General features: G+C 72.9%; 18 protein-coding genes. 14 read left to right on the top strand and 4 right to left on the bottom strand.

Going from position 1 to position 21,503, the window contains the following annotated elements; genetic code table 11:
- Positions 1–45 precede the first annotated feature (45 nt).
- The 7 genes from AB0K35_RS04770 to AB0K35_RS04740 all read left to right on the top strand — a co-directional run bounded on the left by AB0K35_RS04770 (position 46) and on the right by AB0K35_RS04740 (position 7,555).
- A complete protein-coding gene (locus AB0K35_RS04770) occupies positions 46–870 on the top strand; it encodes a DUF4097 family beta strand repeat-containing protein (RefSeq protein WP_238668169.1) in 825 nt (274 codons plus the stop codon).
- Complete coding sequence (locus AB0K35_RS04765) at positions 867–1,484, top strand: PadR family transcriptional regulator (RefSeq protein ID WP_238668168.1); 618 nt, start codon at positions 867–869, stop codon at positions 1,482–1,484. Before AB0K35_RS04770 ends, AB0K35_RS04765 begins: the two co-directional genes overlap by 4 nt.
- An 86-nt stretch (positions 1,485–1,570) precedes the next feature.
- Positions 1,571–2,272 (top strand): response regulator transcription factor, encoded by a 702-nt coding sequence (locus AB0K35_RS04760; RefSeq protein WP_030336721.1) that lies wholly within the window; start codon positions 1,571–1,573, stop codon positions 2,270–2,272.
- Positions 2,269–3,825, top strand: a complete 1,557-nt coding sequence (locus AB0K35_RS04755) for a HAMP domain-containing sensor histidine kinase (protein ID WP_238668167.1) — start codon at positions 2,269–2,271, stop codon at positions 3,823–3,825. Before AB0K35_RS04760 ends, AB0K35_RS04755 begins: the two co-directional genes overlap by 4 nt.
- A 62-nt stretch (positions 3,826–3,887) precedes the next feature.
- On the top strand, positions 3,888–5,501 hold the full coding sequence (locus tag AB0K35_RS04750; RefSeq protein WP_363883824.1) for a trypsin-like peptidase domain-containing protein: 1,614 nt from the start codon (positions 3,888–3,890) through the stop codon (positions 5,499–5,501).
- Positions 5,502–5,691: 190 nt separating this feature from the next.
- Positions 5,692–6,351 carry a BON domain-containing protein gene (locus AB0K35_RS04745; protein ID WP_357365630.1) on the top strand — a complete coding sequence of 220 codons (660 nt, stop codon included), beginning with the start codon at positions 5,692–5,694 and terminating at the stop codon, positions 6,349–6,351.
- Between the two features lie 148 nt (positions 6,352–6,499).
- On the top strand, positions 6,500–7,555 hold the full coding sequence (locus AB0K35_RS04740) for a glycosyltransferase family 4 protein (protein WP_238668345.1): 1,056 nt from the start codon (positions 6,500–6,502) through the stop codon (positions 7,553–7,555).
- An 18-nt stretch (positions 7,556–7,573) separates the two neighbouring features.
- On the opposite strand, the gene AB0K35_RS04735 is transcribed toward AB0K35_RS04740, so the two are convergent.
- Positions 7,574–9,073, bottom strand: a complete 1,500-nt coding sequence (locus AB0K35_RS04735) for a protein kinase (protein ID WP_363883822.1) — start codon at positions 9,071–9,073, stop codon at positions 7,574–7,576.
- Between the two features lie 165 nt (positions 9,074–9,238).
- Between AB0K35_RS04735 and AB0K35_RS04730 the strand changes: the two genes are divergently transcribed.
- From AB0K35_RS04730 to AB0K35_RS04700, 7 genes are all read left to right on the top strand, one after another.
- On the top strand, positions 9,239–10,072 hold the full coding sequence (locus AB0K35_RS04730) for a patatin-like phospholipase family protein (RefSeq protein ID WP_238668164.1): 834 nt from the start codon (positions 9,239–9,241) through the stop codon (positions 10,070–10,072).
- Positions 10,072–11,076 carry a 1-acyl-sn-glycerol-3-phosphate acyltransferase gene (locus AB0K35_RS04725; RefSeq protein WP_238668163.1) on the top strand — a complete coding sequence of 335 codons (1,005 nt, stop codon included), beginning with the start codon at positions 10,072–10,074 and terminating at the stop codon, positions 11,074–11,076. Before AB0K35_RS04730 ends, AB0K35_RS04725 begins: the two co-directional genes overlap by 1 nt.
- A gap of 21 nt (positions 11,077–11,097) precedes the next feature.
- On the top strand, positions 11,098–11,418 hold the full coding sequence (gene cutA / locus AB0K35_RS04720; protein ID WP_091406014.1) for a divalent-cation tolerance protein CutA: 321 nt from the start codon (positions 11,098–11,100) through the stop codon (positions 11,416–11,418).
- A gap of 48 nt (positions 11,419–11,466) precedes the next feature.
- Positions 11,467–14,931, top strand: coding sequence for a hypothetical protein (locus tag AB0K35_RS04715; RefSeq protein WP_363883819.1), 3,465 nt, complete (start codon positions 11,467–11,469; stop codon positions 14,929–14,931).
- 136 nt (positions 14,932–15,067) lie between these two features.
- Positions 15,068–16,117 (top strand): acyl-CoA desaturase, encoded by a 1,050-nt coding sequence (locus AB0K35_RS04710; RefSeq protein WP_238668161.1) that lies wholly within the window; start codon positions 15,068–15,070, stop codon positions 16,115–16,117.
- Positions 16,118–16,239: 122 nt separating this feature from the next.
- The gene (locus AB0K35_RS04705) at positions 16,240–16,533 is read left to right on the top strand and encodes a 4a-hydroxytetrahydrobiopterin dehydratase (protein ID WP_238668160.1); all 294 of its coding nucleotides are present in this window, start codon (positions 16,240–16,242) and stop codon (positions 16,531–16,533) included.
- A complete protein-coding gene (locus AB0K35_RS04700) occupies positions 16,530–17,684 on the top strand; it encodes an FHA domain-containing protein (protein WP_238668159.1) in 1,155 nt (384 codons plus the stop codon). Before AB0K35_RS04705 ends, AB0K35_RS04700 begins: the two co-directional genes overlap by 4 nt.
- Before the next feature lie 108 nt (positions 17,685–17,792).
- Here the strand turns inward: AB0K35_RS04700 and rocD are convergent, their stop codons facing one another.
- From rocD to AB0K35_RS04685, 3 genes are all read right to left on the bottom strand, one after another.
- Positions 17,793–19,007 carry an ornithine--oxo-acid transaminase gene (gene rocD / locus AB0K35_RS04695; RefSeq protein WP_363884481.1) on the bottom strand — a complete coding sequence of 405 codons (1,215 nt, stop codon included), beginning with the start codon at positions 19,005–19,007 and terminating at the stop codon, positions 17,793–17,795.
- Complete coding sequence (ddaH, locus tag AB0K35_RS04690; RefSeq protein WP_238668343.1) at positions 19,007–19,822, bottom strand: dimethylargininase; 816 nt, start codon at positions 19,820–19,822, stop codon at positions 19,007–19,009. Before ddaH ends, rocD begins: the two co-directional genes overlap by 1 nt.
- A gap of 510 nt (positions 19,823–20,332) precedes the next feature.
- Positions 20,333–21,232: a thrombospondin gene (locus AB0K35_RS04685; protein ID WP_363883816.1), complete on the bottom strand. Its 900-nt coding sequence runs from the start codon at positions 21,230–21,232 to the stop codon at positions 20,333–20,335.
- Positions 21,233–21,503: the final 271 nt, after the last annotated feature.

The following is a 21,503-nucleotide window of genomic DNA, read 5'->3' as shown; positions in this document are numbered from 1 at the left end:
CTCCTGTTCGGCGCGCCTCCCGCGCGTCGTCGAGAGGGGGACGCCATGGCCGGCTGGACGGTCGAGAGCCCGCAACGGCTCACACTGGACGCTCCGGTCGTCCGGCTGGACGTTCGACTGATCAGTGGGCGGCTCAACGTGGTCGCCACCGACGGGCCGACCCGGATCGACGTGACCCAGGTCGGCCGTCGGCCGGTCCTGATCGACCACACCGACGGTCGGCTCAGCATCCGCCAGGAGCGCGGTCGGGGCTGGTCGGACGTCCTGCGCTGGTTCCGGATGATCCACCGCTACCCCCGGGTGGACGTCTCCATCGCCGTGCCCGCCGACGTCCTCGCCGATCTGGGCCTGGTCGCGGGCTCGCTGGTCGCCTCCGGCCTGCGCCGGCAGACCATCGCCAACGTCGTCGCCGGCCAGATCACCCTGATGGGGCTGCGCGGCAGCACCTCCGCGAAGCTCACCTCGGGGCCGGTGGAGGCGCTCGGCGTCCGCGGCGACCTCACTGTGGAGACGGTCTCCGGGGAGGTGATCCTCGCCGACAGCGCCGCCGACCGGGTCCGGGCGCAGACCGTCTCAGGTCCGATCACCTGTGATTTGGACAACCCGCGGCGCAGCGAGATCCGGTTGAGCACCATCTCGGGCAGCATCACCGTCCGGGTCCGCGCGGACAGCGACCTCGCCGTCCAGCTGAGCACCGCCTCCGGCCGGATCACCAGCGGCTTTCCACAGCTGCGCACCTCGACGTTCCCACTGCCCAGCAGCGAGGGGGTGCTCGGCGCCGGCGACGGTAAGCTCTGGGCTTCCGCGACCTCGGGGAGCATCGCCCTGCTCGCCCGAGCCGTCGACGACGACGAAGAGGAGCTGCCGTGACCGCCGTGTTCAGCCACGGGCGGCTCCGGCTCTACCTGCTCAAGCTCCTCGACGACGGCCCGAAGCACGGCTACGAGCTGATCCGCCTGCTGGAGGACCGCTTCCTCGGGCTGTACGCGCCCAGCGCCGGCACCATCTACCCCCGCCTGCAACGGCTGGAGGTCGAGGGTCTGGTCAGCCACACCGCAGCCGGCGGCCGCAAGACGTACGACATCACCGACGCCGGCCGGGCGGAGCTGCGCCAGCGGGCCGGTGAGTTGACAGCGTTGGAAACGGACATCGCGGCATCCGTGGCGGATCTCTCCAGCCTGGCCGGCGAGATCCGCAGCGAGGTACGCGGATCGGCACGCGACCTCAAGCGCGAGTTGAGCGAGGCCACCCGGCAGACCCGGCGGGCCCGGTGGGAAGCGCCCGCACCCGAACCACAGCCCAGGCCGGCATCGACCGCCGGGCCGCAGGCCGAGTTGCTCGACGAACTCGACAAGCGGCTGGCCGCGTTCACCGTCGAGGTGGGCCGGCTGATGCGCGCCCGACAGTTCAGCGACACCCAGCTGCGCACCGCTATCCGGCTGCTCGACGGCGCCCTGGACGGGCTGCGTCGCCTGCTGCGCTGACCGGCGTCGCCGGACGGTCGGCGACTCACAGCCTTTTTGCAGGAAGCGTCCAGCGCTGGCGCAGTGACGTCACCGATGATGGGCGCATGCCCGCTACCCAGACCGAGGCGCGACTGCTCGTCGTCGAGGACGACCCCAACATCCTCGAACTGCTCTCCGCGAGCCTGCGGTTCGCGGGCTTCGACGTGGCAACCGCGACAAGTGGAAGCGCGGCGCTCAACGCCGCCAAGGACCACCGGCCCGACCTGGTGGTACTCGACGTGATGCTCCCCGACCTGGACGGCTTCGAGGTCATCCGGATGCTCCGCGAGGGCGGCACGCGTACCCCCGTGGTGTTCCTGACCGCCCGGGACGCCACCGACGACAAGATCCGTGGGCTGACCCTGGGCGGCGACGACTACGTCACGAAGCCGTTCAGCCTGGAGGAGTTGACCGCCCGGATCCGCGCCGTGCTGCGCCGCACCACCACCGGCGAGCAGGCCCCGTCCCGGCTCACCTTCGCCGACCTGGAGTTGGACGAGGAAACCCACGAGGTGCACCGTGCCGGCCAGCGGGTGCAGCTCTCGCCGACCGAGTTCAAGTTGCTGCGGTACCTGATGCTCAACGCCAACCGGGTGCTGTCCAAGGCGCAGATCCTCGACCACGTCTGGAACTACGACTTCCGGGGCGACGACAACATCGTCGAGTCCTACATCTCGTACCTGCGGCGCAAGGTCGACACCACCCAACCCCGGCTGATCCACACTCTTCGCGGCGTCGGCTACGTCCTGCGCAAGCCGGCGGCGTGAACGCGGTCCAGCAGGCGAAAGGGCGGGTCCGCAGCGTTCCGCTGCGGGTGAAGCTGGTCACCTCGGTGCTCGCGCTGGTCGCCGTCGCGCTTCTGGTGATCAGCTCGCTGACCGCGTACTTCCTCCGCAACTACCTGGAGGGCCAGGTCGACGGCCAGGTCCGGTCGACCGCCCAGGGCCTCGGCCAGGTGCTTCTGAAGCTGCGCACCGGTGAGGTCGGCGCGTTGCTGCCCAGCGACTACGTCGTGATCGTGGCCGACGAACGGCAGGTGTACGACCCCCTGTACGACAAGCGCAACTTCGACCCCGATCAGCTACCCACGTTTCCTGCCAGCCGCAAGGACTTCGAGGCGGCGGAGGGCGAGCCGCGGACTGTCATCTCACACGATCGCCTCACCCGGTGGCGGGTCTACTACGCGGCTCAACCGGACGGCTCGGTGCTGGCAGTGGGTCAGCCGCTGACCGAGGTGGACCGGGCGGTGAAGCAGCTCGTCTGGATAGACCTCCTGGTCGGTGGCGCAGTGCTGATCATGCTGGCCTCGGTCGGCGCGGCGATCGTCCGGACCAGCCTCAAGCCCCTCGTCGAGATCGAACAGACCGCCGCCGCGATCGCCGGCGGTGACCTGACCCGCCGGGTGCCCGACCCGGAGGAGGGCCAGGCCGAGCCGACCTCGGAGCTGGGCCGGCTCTCCCGTGCGCTGAACGCGATGCTCACCCAGATCGAGGCGGCGTTCACCGCGCGTGCCGCGTCGGAGACCTCGGCCCGCTGGGCGGAGAGCGCTGCCCGGGACGCCGCCGCCGCAGCTCAGGCGTCCGAGGCGCGGGCCATCCGCTCCGAGGAGCGGATGCGGCAGTTCGTCGCCGACGCCTCGCACGAGCTACGGACTCCGCTCACCACGATCCGTGGCTTCGCCGAGCTGTACCGGCAGGGTGCGGCCCGTGCGCCGGAACAGACCGCCGGGCTGCTGCGCCGGATCGAGGACGAGGCGGCCCGGATGGGGCTGCTGGTGGAGGATCTGCTGCTGCTCGCCCGGTTGGACATGGAACGGCCGCTCTCGCTGACCCCGGTGGAGCTGCCGGTGCTCGCCACCGACGCGGTGCAGGCCGCGCGGGCGATGGCACCGGACCGCCGGATCGAGCTGGAGATCAGGCCCGAATCCGGCCCGCTCGTCGTCTCCGCCGACGACGCGCGGCTGCGGCAGGTGATCGGCAACCTGGTCACCAACGCGCTCACCCACACCCCGGCGGAGGCCGAGGTCCTCGTACGGCTGCGCGCCGAACCCGGTGGCTTCGCCGTCGTGGAGGTCGCCGACACCGGCCCCGGCCTCTCGGCCGAGCAGGCCGAACGCGTCTTCGAGCGGTTCTACCGGGCGGACGCGGCCCGTACCCGGCGGGCCGACGGCAACACCGGCACCGGCCTCGGCCTGGCCATCGTGGCGGCGCTGGTCGCCGCCCACCACGGCTCGGTCGAGGTGGCCGAGACGCCCGGCGGCGGGGCCACCTTCCGGGTTCGGCTGCCGCTGCTGGCGCAGATCGACGGAGCGGGCGAGTGACTTTCAGCCAACTTCCAGGACGGTTCCAGGTTGATTGCAGTGCCGGAGGAGAAGGTAGTGCCATGACCGAGTTCGAGTCCGACCCGCAGCGCCGGCCGGCCCCCACCGACGCCGAGCCGTCGCACCCCACCGCCGAGCTGCCGCGCGACGAGCGCGTGCAGTCCGACTCCCCGACCACTCCCGTACCGGTCGTCTCGACCGGCGGCGACCCGACTGTCGCCTCCACCACCGTTGACGCGGAGACGACCGCTGCCACCCCGGCCGCCGCGCCGGTCGGATACGCCGCGCCAGCCGGTCAGCCGGCAGCCGCCGCGCCGACCGGGTACGAGCCGTCGACCGGCTACGAGCGCCCGGCCGCCACTGCGTCAGCGCCGCCGTACCCGGTCTCCGGTCACCCGGCGCCCGGCCAGCCCGGCTACCCGCAGCCGGCCGCCGGCCACTACCCCGGTGCCCCCTGGTACCCGGGCCAGCAGTCCGGCTGGGCCGGCGGGGGCCAGCCGGGTATGCCGTACGCCCAGCACCAGCAGCACCCCGGGCAGCACGCCCAGCACCCGCAGCACCCGGGCCAGCCGGTCCCACCGTGGGGCCCGCAGGTCGCGCCGCCCGTCAGCGGCCCCCGGCCGGGTCGGATCGCGAAGTTCGCCGGCGCCGGCGTCGCGGTGTTCGCCCTGATGCTCGGTTCCGGCGTGGCCGGCGGGGCACTCGCGCTCGCCCTCGACGGTGACAGTGGCGGTATCACCCGCACCTACTCCGCGGCGCCCGTGATCAATGGCGCCGACCTGCCGAAGATCGCCGCGTCGGTGCAGGACAGCGTCGTCTCGATCACCACCGGCAGCGGTGAGGGCTCCGGCGTGGTGCTCAGCGCCGACGGGTACGTGCTGACCAACAACCACGTGGTCGCGTCAGCCGCCGGCGACGCCGTACGGGTGGTCTTCGCCGACGGCAAGACCGCCGACGCGAAGATCATCGGCACCGACCCGAAGACCGACCTGGCCGTGGTGAAGGCCAACGGGGTGAGCGACCTCAAGCCGGCCAAGTTCGGCGACAGCGACGCCATGCAGGTCGGCGACCAGGTGCTCGCCCTGGGCAGCCCGCTCGGTCTGCAGGGTTCGGTGACCTCGGGCATCCTCAGCGCCCGGGACCGCACCATCCGGGCCGGCGAGGGCCAGCAGCAGGACCCGACCCAGCAGAGCCAGCCGGTCAGCTCGATCTCCGGCCTGCTCCAGACGGACGCGCCGATCAACCCCGGTAACTCCGGTGGCGCGCTGGTCAACACCCGCGGTGAGGTGATCGGCGTCAACACCGCCATCGCGACCTCCGGGCAGAGCACCGGCAACATCGGTGTCGGGTTCGCCATCCCCAGCAACAAGGCCAAGGACGTCGCGGGCAAACTCCAGCGTGGCGAGAAGGTCAGCCACCCGTCGCTCGGAGTCGGCGTCAACCAGGCCGAGGGCGGCGGCGCGCTCGTCGCGTCGGTCACCCCGGGCAGCCCGGCGGAGAAGGCCGGCTTCCAGCGCGGCGACGTCGTCACCCGGTTCGGCGACAAGCCGGTAAACGACTCTGACGACCTGGTCGGCGCGGTGCAGGCCGGCAAGGTCGGCGACCGGGTCGAGGTGCAGTTCAAGCGCAACGGTGTCGAGAAGTCGGCGACCGTGACGCTCGCCGAGACGTCCTGACCAGCTGTCTGAACCTGCTTCCACCCTCCGGCGGCGGGTGGCGGGGCCGAGGGGGTCGGCTCCGTCACCCGCCGCTTCTTTCCGCCCCGACGGCGGTTCACCCGGATCGGGTGAACCGCCGTCACCCGTCCGCCCGGCAGGTTCGGAGGGCGACGACCGGAACCGGGGGTGGGGTGCCGTGACCGAGGTGATGGATGTCCGCGACGACCAGCGGATCCAACGCGACGTTCTGGCCGAACTGGCGTGGGACGCCCAGCTGCAACCGAACGAGATCGGGGTGACCGTCGACCAGGGTGTGGTCACCCTGACCGGATTCGTGGACGGTGCCGCCCGTGGCTGGGCCGCGACCCGATCCGCACAACGGGTTCGCGGCGTACGGGCGGTGGCCGACGAGATGGAGGTGCGGCTGCCGGGCACTCCGGGGCGTACCGACGCCGAGGTCGCCAACGCCGCCACCCGTGCCCTGGAGTGGGACAGCTTCGTGCCCGACGAGCGGCTGGACGTGACAGTGGCCAACGGCTGGTTGATGCTGCGCGGCGAGGTCGAGTTCGGGTGGCAGCGGCGGGCCGCGGAGGGCGAGGTGCGTCGACTCGACGGCGTACGAGGGATCACCAACCTGATCGAGGTACGACCTCCGGCGCCACCGGCCGGCGAGCAACTGCGTCTGGACGTCCAGCGGGCGTTGCGGCGCACGCTCGGCGGCGAGCGGGTGACCGTCGAGGTGGACGGCGACACGCTGGTCCTCGCCGGCGTGGTCCGTTCCTGGTGGGAACGCGACCAGGTCGAGCGGGTGGCGTGGTCCGCGCCCGGGGTGCGGGTGGTCCACGACCAACTCCTGGTGGGCGGGTGATCGTCCGCCATGTCCGGTTTACCTGGGACGCCACCGGGAAATCGCCGCCGACCGGCGGTGCCGCCGCACCGGGGAACAACGGGGAGGACTCGTGGCCGTGAACCACTCGCCTGCGGGCCGCCCAGAGGAGCGGTCGTTGCGCATCGCGATGGTGGTTCCGCCGTGGTTGTCCGTACCGCCGCCCGGCTACGGCGGCCTTGAACAGGTCGTCGCCGCCCTGGTGGACGCGCTCTGCCAACAGGGGCACACAGTGACCCTGTTCGGTGCCGGAGGTGACCACGGCACGGCCGCCGACGGCTTCGTCTCCACAGTGGCCGAGGTCCAGTACGAGCGGCTCGGCGAGTCACTGCCCGAGCTGGCACACCTGGCCCGGGTGAATCGGCTGATCAGCCCGGCCGACTTCGACGTGATCCACGACCACACCACCATCGGTCCGCTGGTCGCCGGTCGCCGGGCAGTGCCGACTGTCGCGACAGTGCACGGCAACCCCGTGGGGGAGTACGGCGACGTGCTGAGCGACATCGACGCGGGGGTCGCACTGGTGGCCATCTCGCACGCCCAGCGCCGGCTGAATCCGAACCTGCCCTGGGCCGGCACCGTGCACAACGCGCTCGACATCCGCGGCTTCCCGCGAAAGCACACGCCCGGCGCGGGGCCGGTGCTGTGGCTGGCCCGGTTCAGCCCGGACAAGGGCCCGGACACCGCCATCCGGGAGTGCCGGGCGGCCGGACTGCCCCTGCTGCTGGCCGGGAAGTGCAACGAACCGGCCGAGCGCCGCTACTACGAGCAGGTCGTCGCGCCGATGGTCGACGAGGACGTGACAGTAGTGTTCAACGCGGACCGCGCGACGACGCTGCGGATGCTCGTCGAGGCCCGCTGCCTGATCATGCCGATCCAGTGGGACGAGCCGTTCGGCATGGTGATGCTGGAGGCGATGGCCACCGGCACGCCGGTGGTGGCGCTCAACCGGGGTGCGGTGCCGGAGCTGGTGCGGCCAGGGCTGACCGGGCTCGTCGTCGAGCGGTCGGAGGAGCTACCCGCGGCGTTGCTCGCGGCGGAGCGAATCGACCCGGAGGACTGCGTGGCACACGTCGCCCGGAACTTCTCGGTCGAGCGGATGGCGAGCGGCTACGCCGAGGTCTATCGGCGTTTCGCCCTCGGCCGGCACGACGTCCGTGAACCGGCCCGGGTGCCGGTGCGCTGACCCACCGGTGTCGCCGGCTCAGGCCCCGGTCGCGCCCAGCTCGGCGATGGCGGCGTCGAGCTGAGAGGCGTACGCCGGGCTGATGCCGCCCTCACCGAGACGGACGGCGACCTTGGCGCGCAGCCGGGCCACCGGCGGTGCCAGCTCTTCGCGGCCGGAGCTGACCGCGACTCTCAGGTTGCGCAGCTCGTTGCGCAGGTCGAGGGCCACGTCGTCGCGGATCTCTCCGACGCTGAGCCCTGCGCCGATCAACCCGTCGACCCGGTTCGCGACCTCGGTGAGGGTGCCCGGGTTCGAGGTGGGCGCCCCGGTGGTCGGCTTCGTCGAGGGTGCCGGGGTCGGCGGGGTGGACGTGATCGGCGCGGACGGCTCGGGGGCCGGCGGGTCGCTCGACGGGGTCGTCACCGGCCCGGCGGAAGGCTGCGCCCGGCGGGACGGCTGCTGCTCGGGCAGCAGGGCCACCCCCGCCATCGTCACGCCGACGGCCAGCACCAGCAGCAACACCAGCCGCCGCCGCGACCAGCCCGACCCGGTCGCCGGCTCGCCCCCGCTGGCAGCGGCCCCGCCGTCCGAAGTGTCTCCATCCGGTCGTGCCGCCGCCGGGACGCTGGCCGTCGTGACGGCGGGGGACTGTGGTGGCAGGGGCTGGGTGGGCACCCGGATGGTCGCCGTCGGGGGCTCGGCGGGCAGCGCGTGGTCGCGGAGCGCTGTGGCGACCTGCCGGGCGGTCGGCCGATCGGCCGGGTTGCGGGCGAGGCTGCGCAGGCAGATCTGGGCCACCGGTGCGGGCAGGTCCGGTAGGTCGGCCAGCGTCGGCGGCGGACCACTGGCCAGCGCGGCGCTGAGCTGCTCCCACGTGTCCGCCGGGTACGGGACCCGGCCGGTGAGCGCCTCGTGCAGCAGCACACCGAGCGAGTAGACGTCGGTGGACGGTTGGGCCGGCGCGCCGTCGAGACGTTCCGGGGCGACGTACGCCGGGGTGCCGAAGGTTTCGCCGTCCTCGTCCTCGTCGGGCGCGCCGATCCGGGTGGCGATGCCGAAGTCGAGCACCTTGACGCCCGTCCCGGTCATCATCACGTTGGCCGGGGTGATGTCCCGGTGCACGATGCCGAGCCGGTGCGCGGCGGCCAGCGCGTCCGCGACCTGCGCCCCCACCTGGACCGCCTCGGTCCACGGCAGCGGCCCCTCGGTGAGCCGAAGCTTCAACTCCTCACCGGTGAGCAACTCCATCACCACGAACGAGGTGATCGAGCCGTCCGGGTCGACAGTCTCGCCGTAGTCGTGCACGGAGGTCAGGTGCGGGTGCACCAACTGGGCGGCAGCTCGTGCCTCCTCGCGCACCATCCCCCGGAACCGTGCGTCCGCTGCGAGTGACGGGGCGAGCACCTTGAGCGCGACAACCCGGTCCAGCACCTCGTCCCGGGCACGCCAGATGACCGACATGCCACCGGCGCCGATCTGGTCCAGAAGTCGGTATCTGCGAGCCAGCAAACGGCCCGGATGCAGCGCTGCCTTCACGGATCGCACCTGCCTCAGGGGTGGGAGCGGTATCAGGTTGCGCGAATGCGTCCTGCCTGTCAACGCCGTTGCCACCGACCAGCGACGGACGGTGCCTGCCGTGCGCCGACCGCCGGTCGACAGCGGCCCGCCGGTGGGCGGCGGCCCCGTGCCAGGATGGACGACATGGCGGGGGGACCGGTGGCGTTCGTGCTCGGCGGCGGGGGAGTGCTCGGCGCGGTCGAGGTCGGCATGTTGCGCGCCCTGTTCCGGGCCGGCATCCAACCCGACATGGTCCTCGGCACCTCGATCGGCGCGGTCAACGGCGCGCTGGTCGCCGCCGACCCGTCCGAGGCGGTCACCGACCGGCTGGTCCGGCTCTGGGCCTCACCGGAGGCGAGCGAGGTGTACGGCGACTCGGTCGCCCGGCAACTGCGCCGCTTCGCCGCCCGCACCCACCTGCACTCACCCCGGCCGCTGCGCCGCCTGTTGGAGTCCGAGCTGGGGGTGGACACCACCTTCGCCGACCTGCGGGTGCCGTTCCGGTGCTGCGCCGCCCACATCGAGCGGGCCGCCGAGCACTGGTTCGACAGCGGTCCGGTGGTGCCGGCGGTGATGGCGTCGGCCTCGGTGCCGGGCCTGCTTCCGCCGATGGAGATCGACGGCGCGCACTACGTGGACGGCGGGATCGTGAACTCCATCCCCATCGGCGAGGCGGTGGCCGTCGGCGCCCGCCGGATCTACGTCCTGCAGGTGGGTCGGATCGAACGGGAGCTGACTCCGCCCCGCCGGCCATGGGAGATCGCGCAGGTCGCGTTCGAGATCTCCCGCCGGCACCGCTTCTTCCGCGAGATGGCGGCGCTGCCGGAGGGGGTGGAGGTGCACGTCCTGCCGACCGGCGGGCTCAACCCGCGCGACGACACGCCGTGGGCGTACCGGGACATGGCGGCGGTGGGACGGCGGATCAGCCGCGCGTACACCGCCTCCCGGCGCTACCTCGCCACCCACCTGGAGCGTTGATGCCGCTGCCTCCCCGGTGGTTGCGTCGGCTGTTGCTCGCGCCCGCCGTCGTGCTGCTCGCCTTCCTCGTGGTCACCACGTTGCCGATCTGGGCGCTGCTCGCGGCGGCCGCGTCGCCGCTGGTCCCGGGCCGGTTGCGCCCGCTGCGACTGCTCTGGATCGGCTGCTTCTACCTGGTCTGGGACGCCGCCGCGCTGCTCGCGCTCTTCCTGCTCTGGGTCGTCTCCGGCTTCGGCTGGCGGACCCGGTCGCCGGCCTTCCAGCGCGCGCACTACGTGCTGGCCGGCTGGTTCCTGCGGGTGCTGTTCTGGCAGGCACAGTGGACACTGCGGTTACGCATCGACGTGGTCGGCACCGACCCGGACACTGCGCTGCCCGGCCGACCCGAGCTGGTGCTCTGTCGCCACGCCGGGCCGGGTGACTCGTTCATCCTGATCCACGGGCTGGTCAACTGGTTCCACCGGGAACCCCGGATCGTCCTGAAGGACAGCCTCCAGTGGGATCCGGCGATCGACGTGCTGCTCAACAGGCTGCCCAACCGGTTCATCGCGCCGACCCCGGAGCGCGGCGAGGAGACGCTACGCCAGGTCGGGCACCTCGCCACCGGCCTGGACGACAACGACGCGTTCGTGATCTTCCCGGAGGGCGGCAACTTCACCCCCGGGCGACGGCTGCGCGCCATTGCCCGGCTGCGCTCCCTCGGCCTGGAAAGGATGGCACTGCGCGCCGAGCGGATGCGCCACGTGCTCGCCCCGCAGCCCGGTGGGATGCTCGCCGCGCTGGACGCCGCACCGGACGCCGGGGTCATCTTCGTCGCCCACACCGGCCTGGACCGGATGCTCACCGTCGCCGACGTGTGGCGGGAACTGCCGATGGACAAGCGGATCGTGATGCGGTTCTGGTCCGTGCCGCCGGAGGACGTGCCGACCGGACGGCAGGAACGCATCGACTGGCTCTTCGATTGGTGGGCGCAGATTGATGCCTGGATCGCCGCTAATCGGTAGATGTCCGCGTAGGGTGCGGGCGTGGACGAGATCTGCGTGGTGACAACGGTGGTGGATGCGCGTTCGGTCGCCGACGTGCTGGCGGCTGCGGCCGTCGCCGGCAGGCTCGCCGCCTGCGCCCAGGTGGGTGGTCAGGTGGACAGCACCTACTGGTGGCGGTCCGGGATGGAGACGAGCACCGAGTGGTCGGTGCAGTTCAAGACCGCACCGGATCGGCTCACCGCGTTGCTGGACCAGATCCGGGTCAGCCACCCGTACGAGGTGCCGGAGATCCTGGTGTCCAGGGTGGAGAGCGGCAACCCCGACTACGCCACCTGGGTGTACGAGCACACCCGATCCTGAGTACGCGCACTCTGGGTCGCACCACGGCCGGTTGTCGATGATGACCGGGTGGACGACACCCGTTACCCCTGCCCCGCCTGCGGTGCGCCGGCCGACCTGAGCGCCGGTTGCTCCGGCTGCCGGCGTGCGCCCGACCCGATAGCCGCCGAGGTGGTTCGGCTGAGCCGGGAGGTCGCCGAGCTTGAGCCGCAGGTGGAGCGGGCTCGCCGCGCGTACACCGAGCTGGCCGGACGGCTGGCGACAGTGTCCGGGCGGCGGGCCGAACTGGCAGCGGTCGTCCGCGCGGGGTTGGCGGCCTCGGTCGTGGCGCGCCCGGCGCCTGTCGTCGGCCCGACGCCGTTCATCGGCCCGGGCCCCGGGGTTGCGACGGGTTCGCGGCCGGGTGCGGCGGAGACCTCGACTCGGACGGTCCAGGGTCTGCTCTTCGTCCTCGGTGGACTGCTGCTGGGCACCGCGGCTGTGGTGTTCACAGCTGTCGCCTGGGCGGCGGTGGGGGTCGCCGGGCGGGCGTTGATCCTGGTGGCGTTCACCGCGCTCGCGCTGGGCGTACCGCTGCTGGCGGTTCGCCGAGGGCTGCGCGGTACGGCGGAGACGTTCGCCGCGGTGGGGTTGCTGCTGGTGGTGCTGGACGGTTACGCGGCCTGGTCGGTGGACCTGGCCGGTGTGACCGGCTGGCCGGGCAGCCGGTACGCCGCGCTGGTCGGGGGGGCCAGCGCGGCGGTCGCCGTGGCGTACGGCCGGTGGAGCGGGTTGACGGGGCCCTGGTTCGCCGCCCTGGTGGCCGCCCAGCCGGCGTTGCCACTGCTCGCCGCCGAGGCCGGGCTGGGTGCGGCGGGGTGGGCGGTGGTCCTGCTCGGGGTGGCGTCGCTGAACCTGGCAGTGCTGGCCGCGCTGCGTGGCCGGGGCGGGGCCGCGCAGCTGGTCGGCCGGGTGTTGGCCGGCGCCGGTCACGTCGCCGCGCTGGTGGGCGCCGCGGCGTGCGCGATGGTGCCGCTGGTCGGCGGGCGGGCGGGGGGCTCGCCACTGCTGGCCGGGGTGCCGCTGGTGCTGGTCGCGCTGACCGGGTTCGGCGCGGCCTGGCTCGTCGGGGGGCGGGCGCTGCGGGCGGTGGCGGCCGGACTGCTGGTGCCGGTGCTCGCCGCCGCAGTGCTGCGTCCGGTGGCGGAGCTGCGGCCGTCGGTGCTGCTGCTCGCGACGGCGGCGGTGGCACTGGGGATGGTCGCCGCGGTGCGGCTCCTGCCGACGGTGGCGGCTGACGATGGCGGCGGTTGGCGGACCGGGCCGAGGGCCGGCGCGCTGTTCGTCGCGGCGGGCACGGCGCAGGTCACCGTGTTGATCACCATCGGGCTGGCGGTCGCCGCCGTCGGCCGGTCGCTGCCGCCCTGGGACGGGGCTGGGACGGGGCCGGACCTGAGCTGGGGTTGGCAGCTGGCACCCGCGGTGGCGATGGCGATCGGCGCCACTGTGCTGCTGCTCCCTCGCAGCACGCGGGCGGTGCTCGCCACGGCGGGCGCGGTGGCGGTGCTGTTCGCCGTGCCCGCCGGCTGGACGGCCTCCTGGCCTCAGGTGGTGGCCATCGACCTCGTGGGTGGGGTCGCGCTGCTGCTCGCCGTGCTGGTCCGCCCGAGCGCCCCACCGGTCGCGCTGCGCTTCCGTGCGCTCGGCGGTTCCGTTCTGCTCGGGCACGGGCTGCTGGTCGCCCTGGCCGCCCCGACCGGTGCCCTGGTGGCGCTCTGCGTGCTCGCCGTGGTCGGGTTGGCACTGGCCGTCCGACGGGGGGCCGGCGCGTATCGGGAGGTGGCCGGCGCGGGTCTGCTGGTCGGGCAGCTCGCGCTGCCCGGGATCGCGGCGGTGGCGACGTTCGCCGCCGGCGGGCCGCCCTGGTGGCAGGCCCGGCTCGCGCTGGCGGCCGCCGGGTTGTCGCTGGTCGCGGCGCTCGTGGCCCGCCGCCACCGGGTGGAGCTGGTCGGGTACGCGGTGACCGGCGCCGTCGCGGCGGTGACAGTGCCCGGCCTCGCGCCGCTGATCGGTGCGGGTGCCGAGCCGCTCGCGCCGTACGCGGCGCTGGCCGCGCTGGGTGTCGCGTTCGTCGCCTGCTGGCTGCCGTCGGCGGGCGCCCCCGACCAGGCGGCCCTCGGGGCCCGGCCGGCGGCCGACGGGCGCGAGTCGGCGCGGTCGGCGTTGGTGCTGGCGGCCGGCGGAACGCTTGCGGTGGTCGCCGTCCTGGCGGCCCTGCCGACCGTGCTGACCGCGCTCGGGTCGCCCTACGGCGGCTGGAACCGGCCGTGGTCGGGGGTGCCCACTGTCGTCGCCGACCCGACTGTGCTCCCGGTCGGGTTCGCGCTGGTGGTGCTGGCGCTGGCCGGCGCGCTGGCCGGTCGGCGGGTCGGCCTGCCGGTGCCGTCAGCGCTGCCGTTCGTCGCAGCGGCGCTGCCGGTGCTGCTCGTCGCGATCGGCGCGCCGTGGCCGGTGCTGCCGGCCGCCGTTCTGCTCGCCGGCCTGGCGGCGCTGCTGTTCACCGCGCTGGCCGCCGCCCGCCCGGCGCTCACACCGGTCGCCGTGCCGGTGGGCGTGGTGCTGGTGGCCTCCGGTGTGCTCGGTCTGCTGGCCACCCGGGCCGGGACGCTTGCCGCCGAGGGGGCGCTGCTGGTGGCGGCGGTCGCCGTCGCCGCCGGGGCGCGCCGGTTCGAGGTACGGGTCGCCGGCTGTCTCGCCGCCGTGGGCGCGGCGTCCGCGTTGGCGGTGACCGCACCGCTCGCCGGTGGACTGCCCTTGCGGGCCGCCGCGTACCCACTGCTGGCGGTGGCCGCGTTGGTGCTGGCCGCCGCGGCTGTCACACCGGCGCGGATCCGGCTGGGACGGGTGCTGGACGCCGCCGCGCAGGCCGTCGCGCTGGTGGCGGCGGTGCTCGCCGTCGAGGCGGCGCGGCACCTCGCCGCCATCTGCGTGCTCTGGGGCGTCGCCGTCGCGCTGCGGCTGCTGCGCCGGGGTGAACCGGCCGGTCGGCGGTGGGCGTTCGCCGGGATCGCCGCCGGCAGTGAGTTGCTCGGGGCCTGGGTGTTGCTGGCCGCCGGAGGGGTGACAGTGCCGGAGGCGTACACAGTGCCGGCCGCGGCGCTCGCTGTCGGAGCGGGTCTGTTGGCGCTGCGCACCCGGCCAGGGCTGACCAGCTGGCCGGCCCTCGGTCCGGGGCTGGTCGCGGCGTTGCTGCCCAGCCTCGTGTCGGTGCTGGCCGGGGCGGACCCGCAGCCGTGGCGGCGACTGCTCCTCGGCGTGGCGGCGACCGGCGCGGTGCTGGCCGGCGCGACCCGTCGGTGGCAGGCGCCGGTGCTGCTCGGCGGCGCGGCGCTGACGCTGCTGGCGCTGCACGAACTGGCCCGGGGATGGGATCTGCTGCCCCGGTGGATCTACCTGGGCATCGGCGGGCTGGCGCTGGTCGGGCTCGCCGCCACCTACGAACGGCGTCGACGTGACCTGGCTCGACTGCGCGCCGCGGTCGGCCGACTGAGCTGAGTCGAACCAGTAGGGGTAGGGCCTGCCCTACCCCCCATTCGGGGGTTGTCGGGGTTACTCACCGCTACCGCGATCGGGAGACTTGACATTAAGCCCGAACCACCCCGGTACGGGCGCAAGCGGAACGGGAGCAGCGATGACGCTCGGAGCGGTGGCGGAACCGCCGGTACGACGGCGAGGTAGTGACTACGCACAGTTGTCCCGACGGATCAGCCAGGCGGGCCTGCTGGAGCGGCGCCCCGGCTGGTATGTCACCCGCATCGTGCTCACCCTCGGTGCCTTCGTGGCCGGCTGGGTGGCAGTGTTCCTGCTCGGCGACTCCTGGTGGCAGCTTCCGCTCGCCGCCCTGATGGCCGTGGCCACGACCCAGGTCGCGTTCCTCGGTCACGACGCCGGGCACCGCCAGATGTTCCGTCGGCGTGGTCCCAGCGAGTTGGTGGGGCTGCTCGCCGGCAACGCGGCGGTCGGGCTCAGCTACGGCTGGTGGGTCGACAAGCACAACCGGCACCACGCCAACCCGAACCACGAGGACGAAGACCCGGACGTCGGCGCGGGGGCCCTGGTGTGGACGCCCGAGCAGGCGTTGGAGACCCGTGGGTTCGGCCGTTGGATGGCTCAGCGGCAGGCGTACTTCTTCTTCCCGATGCTGCTGCTTGAGGGCCTGAGCCTGCACGTGGCGAGCATCCGGGCGATCGTCGGCCGGGAGGACGGCAGGTACGCCGTCCCGATGCGGCACCGGGCGGTCGAGGCGGCGTTGCTCGTCGCGCACACCGCCGCCTACGTGGCGCTGCTGTTGGCTGTCATGTCCCCGGTCAAGGCGCTGCTCTTCGCCGTCGTGCACCAGGCGCTGTGGGGTCTCTACATGGGCTGCGCGTTCGCCCCGAACCACAAGGGCATGCCGATGCCGACCGCCGAGGACGAGTTGGACTTCCTGCGTAAGCAGGTGCTGACCTCCCGCAACGTGCGCGGCAGCCGACTGGTGGACACCGCGCTCGGCGGTCTCAACTACCAGATCGAGCACCACCTCTTCCCGAACATGCCCCGCGCCAACCTGCGCCGGGCCCAGCCGATCGTTCGCGCCTACTGCGTCGAGCAGGGCATCCCGTACGCGGAGACTGGGCTGGTCGAGTCGTACCGGCAGGCGCTCGGTCACCTGCACGAGGTGGGGCGGCCGCTGCGCGGCTGAACACACCAGGGGGAAGGCGGGGGCGGTGCCAAACGGCACCGCCCCCGCCTGCGCGTATCGGGCCGATCAACACCCCGCTACCACTGGTCCATGCCGGGCGTCGTCCCCGGTAGGGTCGGCCCATGGCAGACCTGCTCACCGCGGACGCGGTGCGAGAAGAGCTGAGCCGGTTGCCCGACTGGTCGGGCGACCCGACCGGCATCGGTCGTACCGCCCAGCTCGGCAGTTTCCCGGCGGCCATCGCGGTCGTGGACCGGGTGGCGACGGTGGCCGAGGAGCTCGACCACCATCCCGACATCGACATCCGGTGGCGGACCCTGACCTTCCGCTGTGTCACGCACTCGGCCGGTGGGGTCACCCACCGGGACTTCGAGCTGGCCCGGCGAATTGACGACATCGTCCGGAGTGCGGCATGAGATTTGAGATCAGCAAGGTGTTGGACGCCATCGAGGGTCGTGTCTGCACGGACCCGTCGCTGGCCCGAGCCGTTATCGACCTGGCCGAGGTGATCCGCTACCAGGACATCGACGGTGGCCGGCCGGCCAGCCTGCTCCGCCTCGGCATGGTCATCGACGCGCTCTCCCGCGAACTGGAGGAGGACAGCGTCCAGGTCTACGCGGTGGTGCACCGGGCGTTGCTCTCCGACGCCGACCTCACCTCGAACGAGCGGATGGTCGTCCGCCGCTGGGCCGACGACGGCCTCGTCGAGGTGCTCGACAACCCGGGTGACCGGATGTTGGAGGTCGCCGACCTGCTCGGTCTGCCGGTGCTCAGCCGGGTCCGCTTCGACGGGTTGCGCGGTCGGTTCCCGTGGCTGGTCGAGCAGCCCGGTCGGGTGGTCGCGCCGGTGCCGGGCGCCGGCGGGCCGGTGTTCATCGCGCACGTCGGTGGTGGCCACTCGCCGGTGGCCGGCAAGCGGTCGCCGACCGGTGTCAAGCTGCTGGCCCGCCAGTGGCGCTGCCCGGAGTCGGGCTGCGCGCTGTTCGGCGGCGGTGGTGGCGGTGGCGCGTTCGCCGACCTGGCCGGGGGTGCCGACCGCAGCCCCGCAGCGCAGCCGCCGCCCGCGCTGCGCAACGGCGTGCCGACCTGCCCCCGACACGGCGCGCGGCTCGGTGACGGCGGCCCTCGTCCGCGTACCGAAGTGCTCGCGGTGCGCGTCGGCGGCCTGGTCCGGCGGCGGTTCGTGCTCAGCGAGGAGCAGCCGATCGTGGCCGGTCGTGCTCCCGAGCAGGACGGCGGGATCATGCTCGGGCAGTGGCTCAACGACGAGGCCCGGCGCTGGATCAGCCGTGGTCACGTCCGCTTCGAGCTGCGGGTCGGCGAGGTCATCGTGACCGACGTCAGCACCAACGGCTCCGGCATCCGCCCGGCCGGTTCGATGACCGAGTCCGACCGGATCCCGCTGGCTCCCCAGCAGTCCCGGGTGCTGGGCGAGAACGACATGATCGAGCTGTACCCCGGCGTGCAGATCGGTCGCGCCGAGGAACTGCCGACCGGTGCCCCGTTCACCCCCACCTCGGTGATGGCAGAGGCCCCCACAATGGCCATGCGCCTACCCCGCCCCTAACCCCACCCCATCCCACCGCCCCACCCCCACCCTCACCGCCGGGAGGGACCCTGACGCGGAAGGCGGGCGCCGGAAACCCCGACGCCCGCCTTCCACCACGTTCCTGTTTCAGCCGGCCAGCACCTCGGCCAGCGCGGTGACCGCCAGGTCGATCTCCTCCTCGGTGATCACCAGAGGTGGGGCGAGCCGGATGGTGGAGCCGTGGGTGTCCTTGGCCAGCACGCCACGCTCCATCAGGCGCTCGCACGCCTCCCGACCGCTCATCAGCGCCGGGTCGATGTCCAGACCGGCCCACAGGCCACGGACGCGTACCCCGACGAGACCCTTGCCGAGCAGCCCTTCCAGGCCGGCCCGCAGCCGCTCACCCAGCTCGGCCGAGCGGCGCTGGAACTCGCCGGTGGCCAGCAGCCGGACCACCTCGATCGCCACCGCGCAGGCGAGCGGGTTGCCGCCGAAGGTGGAGCCGTGCTGGCCGGGCTTGAGCACCCCGAGCACGTCGGCGTTCGCGGCCACCGCGGAGACCGGCACGATGCCGCCGCCGAGCGCCTTGCCGAGCAGGTACATGTCGGGCACGACGCCCTCGTGGTCACAGGCGAAGGTCGCGCCGGTACGCCCCAGACCCGACTGGATCTCGTCGGCGATGAACAGCACGTTGCGTTCGGTGCAGACCTGGCGTACGCCCGGCAGGTAACCCTCCGGCGGCACCACCACACCCTGCTCACCCTGGATCGGTTCCAGCAGCACTGCCACTGTGTTCTCGTCGATCGCGGCGGTCAGCGCCTCCAGGTCGCCGTACGGCACGACGGTGAACCCCGGGGTGTACGGCCCGAAGTCGGCGCGGGCGTCCTCGTCGGTGGAGAAGCTCACGATGGTGGTGGTCCGCCCGTGGAAGTTGCCCTCGGCGACCACGATGTTGGCCTGCCCGGCGGCCACGCCCTTGACCTGGTAGCCCCACTTGCGGGCCACCTTGATCCCGGTCTCCACCGCCTCGGCGCCGGTGTTCATCGGCAGCACGAGGTCCTTGCCGCACAGCTCGGCCAGCTCCCGGCAGAAGTCGGCGAACTGGTCGTGGATGAACGCGCGGCTGGTCAGCGTCAGCCGGTCCAGTTGGGCGTGCGCTGCGGCGATCAACTGGGGGTGCCGGTGACCGAAGTTCAGCGCGGAGTAGCCGGCCAGGCAGTCCAGGTAGCGGCGGCCGTCCACATCGGTGAGCCAGGCGCCCTCGGCGGACGAGATCACCACCGGCAACGGGTGGTAGTTGTGCGCTGTCCAGCGCTCGGCGTCCCGGACCGCTCCCGGCGTACGCAGCTTGTCATCCACTATCACTTACTTGCCTTTCCCTGACGGAGTCGCAGCGTGCAGCACTTCGGTCCGCCGCCGGCCTTACGTAGCTCGGACAGGTCGACCCCGATGGTTTCGTAGCCCCGGTCGCGCAGCTTGGCGGCCAGGTCGGTGGCCTGCGCGGGCAGCACCACGTGCCGCCCGTCGCTGACCGCGTTCAGCCCCAGCACCTCGGCGTCGGCCATCGTGGCGTGCACGGCGTCGGGGAAGAGCCGGCGCAGCACAGCCTGGCTGCCCGCCGAGAACGCCTCCGGCAGGTACGCCACGGTCCGCTCGTCGAGCACCGTCAACGCGGTGTCCAGGTGGTAGAAGCGCGGGTCGACAAGTTGCATGGTGATCACCGGGTAACCGAAGACCTCCTGCAACTGGGCGTGTGCGGCGTGTGCCGTGCGGAAGCCGGTGCCGGCCAGCAGGTGGTCACCGGCCAGCAGGACGTCGCCCTCGCCCTCGTTGACGTGCTTCGGGTCGTACATCTCGAAGCCGGCGGCCTCGAACCAGGCCCGGTACGCCGGCGCCTCGTCGGCGCGCTGCGGGTCCCGGAACTGCACTGCCATCGCCTTGCCGTCGATCACGGTGCCGCCGTTGGCGGCGAAGACCATGTCGGGCAGGCCGGGCACCGGAGTGATCTCCTCGACGGTGTGGCCCAGGTCAAGGTACGTCTGGCGCAACTGCTCCCACTGCCGGATGGCCAGCGCGGCGTCGACCGGCGCGCTCGGGTCCATCCAGGGGTTGATCGCGTAATCGACGGCGAAGTACGTCGGCCGGCACATCAACAGGCGCTGGCTGGTGGCGTCCATCGTCATTGTCCTGCTCCCAGGGGTCGGGCGCGCCCGGCCACCGTGGCCCACGGGCTGGCGCCGTGGCTCAACGGTATGCGGCGTCAGCGGCAGGATCCACCACTGAGAGTTGCGCAGACCGAAGATTCGTTGCGTCTGGGCGGTCTGCTCCTGCGAATCGTTGTGTCGAAGGCGGCGTGGGTCGGGATTCGTGTTTCGGGCCACCTACCGCAGGCCTTTCGCGCAGCCTTTGCTCTGCTTCACCGGGCGCAACAGTCAACGTCCGGATACCGGACATGCGGTGTCGCCTGGAGTGAAGCAGAGCAAAGGGGCGTGGCGGGGAGGTCGGGCCGTCGCTCGCCCGGCACCCGGCGCTCACGTTGTCGGGCCGGGCCCCGGAAACACTTCAGGGGCGGCGAACCGCCGCCCCTGAAAGGGTGTCGCCCGGCCGGTGAACCACCGGACTGATCGGGCTGCCGGCGAACCGCCGGCTGTTCGCCGGTGCATCACCGGCGAGCGGAACAGTGCCCGCTAGAAACGATCCACAAACTGTGAGTCAAGCCACTCACGGAGGCGCTGCACCCAGTCGCCGTCGGTGGTCGGCCAGTCGAACTGACCGGTCATCGCGAGCACCCCGATCACGACCGCGGCCAGCCCGATCAGCACGCCGAAGAGCGCGTCGGTCTTGCCGGCGACGTGCCGGCGACGGGTGGCCATCAGGCCGAGCACCGCGAGCACCGCACCAAACGCGCCGAGCCCGATGCCGTACCCGGCCAGGGTCCCAGTCAGCACGAACATCGCGCCGACGACCGAGACGATCAGGCCGAGGGTGGCGAGCAGGCTGGCCCGCGGCTTCGGGCCACGCGTCACCGGCGACTCGGGCGTGCTGACGCCCGTGCTCGGGTCGACCGGGCGGTCCGTGGTGACCCGGTCGGTGGTGTCGGGCCGACGAGTGGTGCTGTCGAGGTCGGCGTCCCGCTCGGCGGTGCGCGCCGTGGCCGGAGCGACGGGCCGGGACTCGGTCTCCACCTTGCTCGCGGTGCCGGTGCGGGGCTCGGGCGTGACCGGGCTGGTCGTGCCGTTCACCGGCTCGGGTGCGACAGGGCGGGTAGTGCCGTTCACGGGCTCGGGCGCGACCTGGCGGGCGCTGCCCCGGGAATCGGTCTCCGCCGGTCGCGCGGTGGCGGCTCGGGCCACCGCCGCCCGCTCGTTGGCCCGCCGCTCGGCCTCGCTGGTCTGGCCGCCGGTCGCGCTGGCGCTGCCGTACGCCGTCTGGTTGGCGTCCCGGTCGGTGACCGGCCGGCCGGCGCTGTCGTCGGACTGGCCGGTCTCGGTGACCGGGGTGTCGCGGCCGTCCACGCGGCCGTCGAGGTTCTCGTCCCGCGTCGGTGCCGGCTCGGACCGGCGGGACAGCGAAGGAATCCTGACCACTACACACCTCCTGTTGAATGCGTGGTGGCCGACGGAAAGGGTGGCACCCACGCGGTGTCGGCCCCCAAATACCCACCTGGGCGTTTCCTGACACCAATCCTGGGTACGGACGCCGAAACCGGCCTTGGCCGTCCTCATCCCCGCGGTGATCGACTCGGTTTCCTGGAAGTCGCGGTGTCCGGGCCGGGGGGGCCCCCCACGAAATTAAAAACCCATAGAGAAAAGGCGGGGGGGGGCCGGACCCGGCCCCCCGGGGACGGGGGGGGGCCCC

Source organism: Micromonospora sp. NPDC053740 (assembly GCF_040677775.1).
GTDB lineage: Bacteria > Actinomycetota > Actinomycetes > Mycobacteriales > Micromonosporaceae > Micromonospora > Micromonospora alfalfae.
The sequence above is the reverse complement of the archived record's forward strand: the minus strand, read 5'-3'. Positions and strand labels throughout refer to the sequence as shown.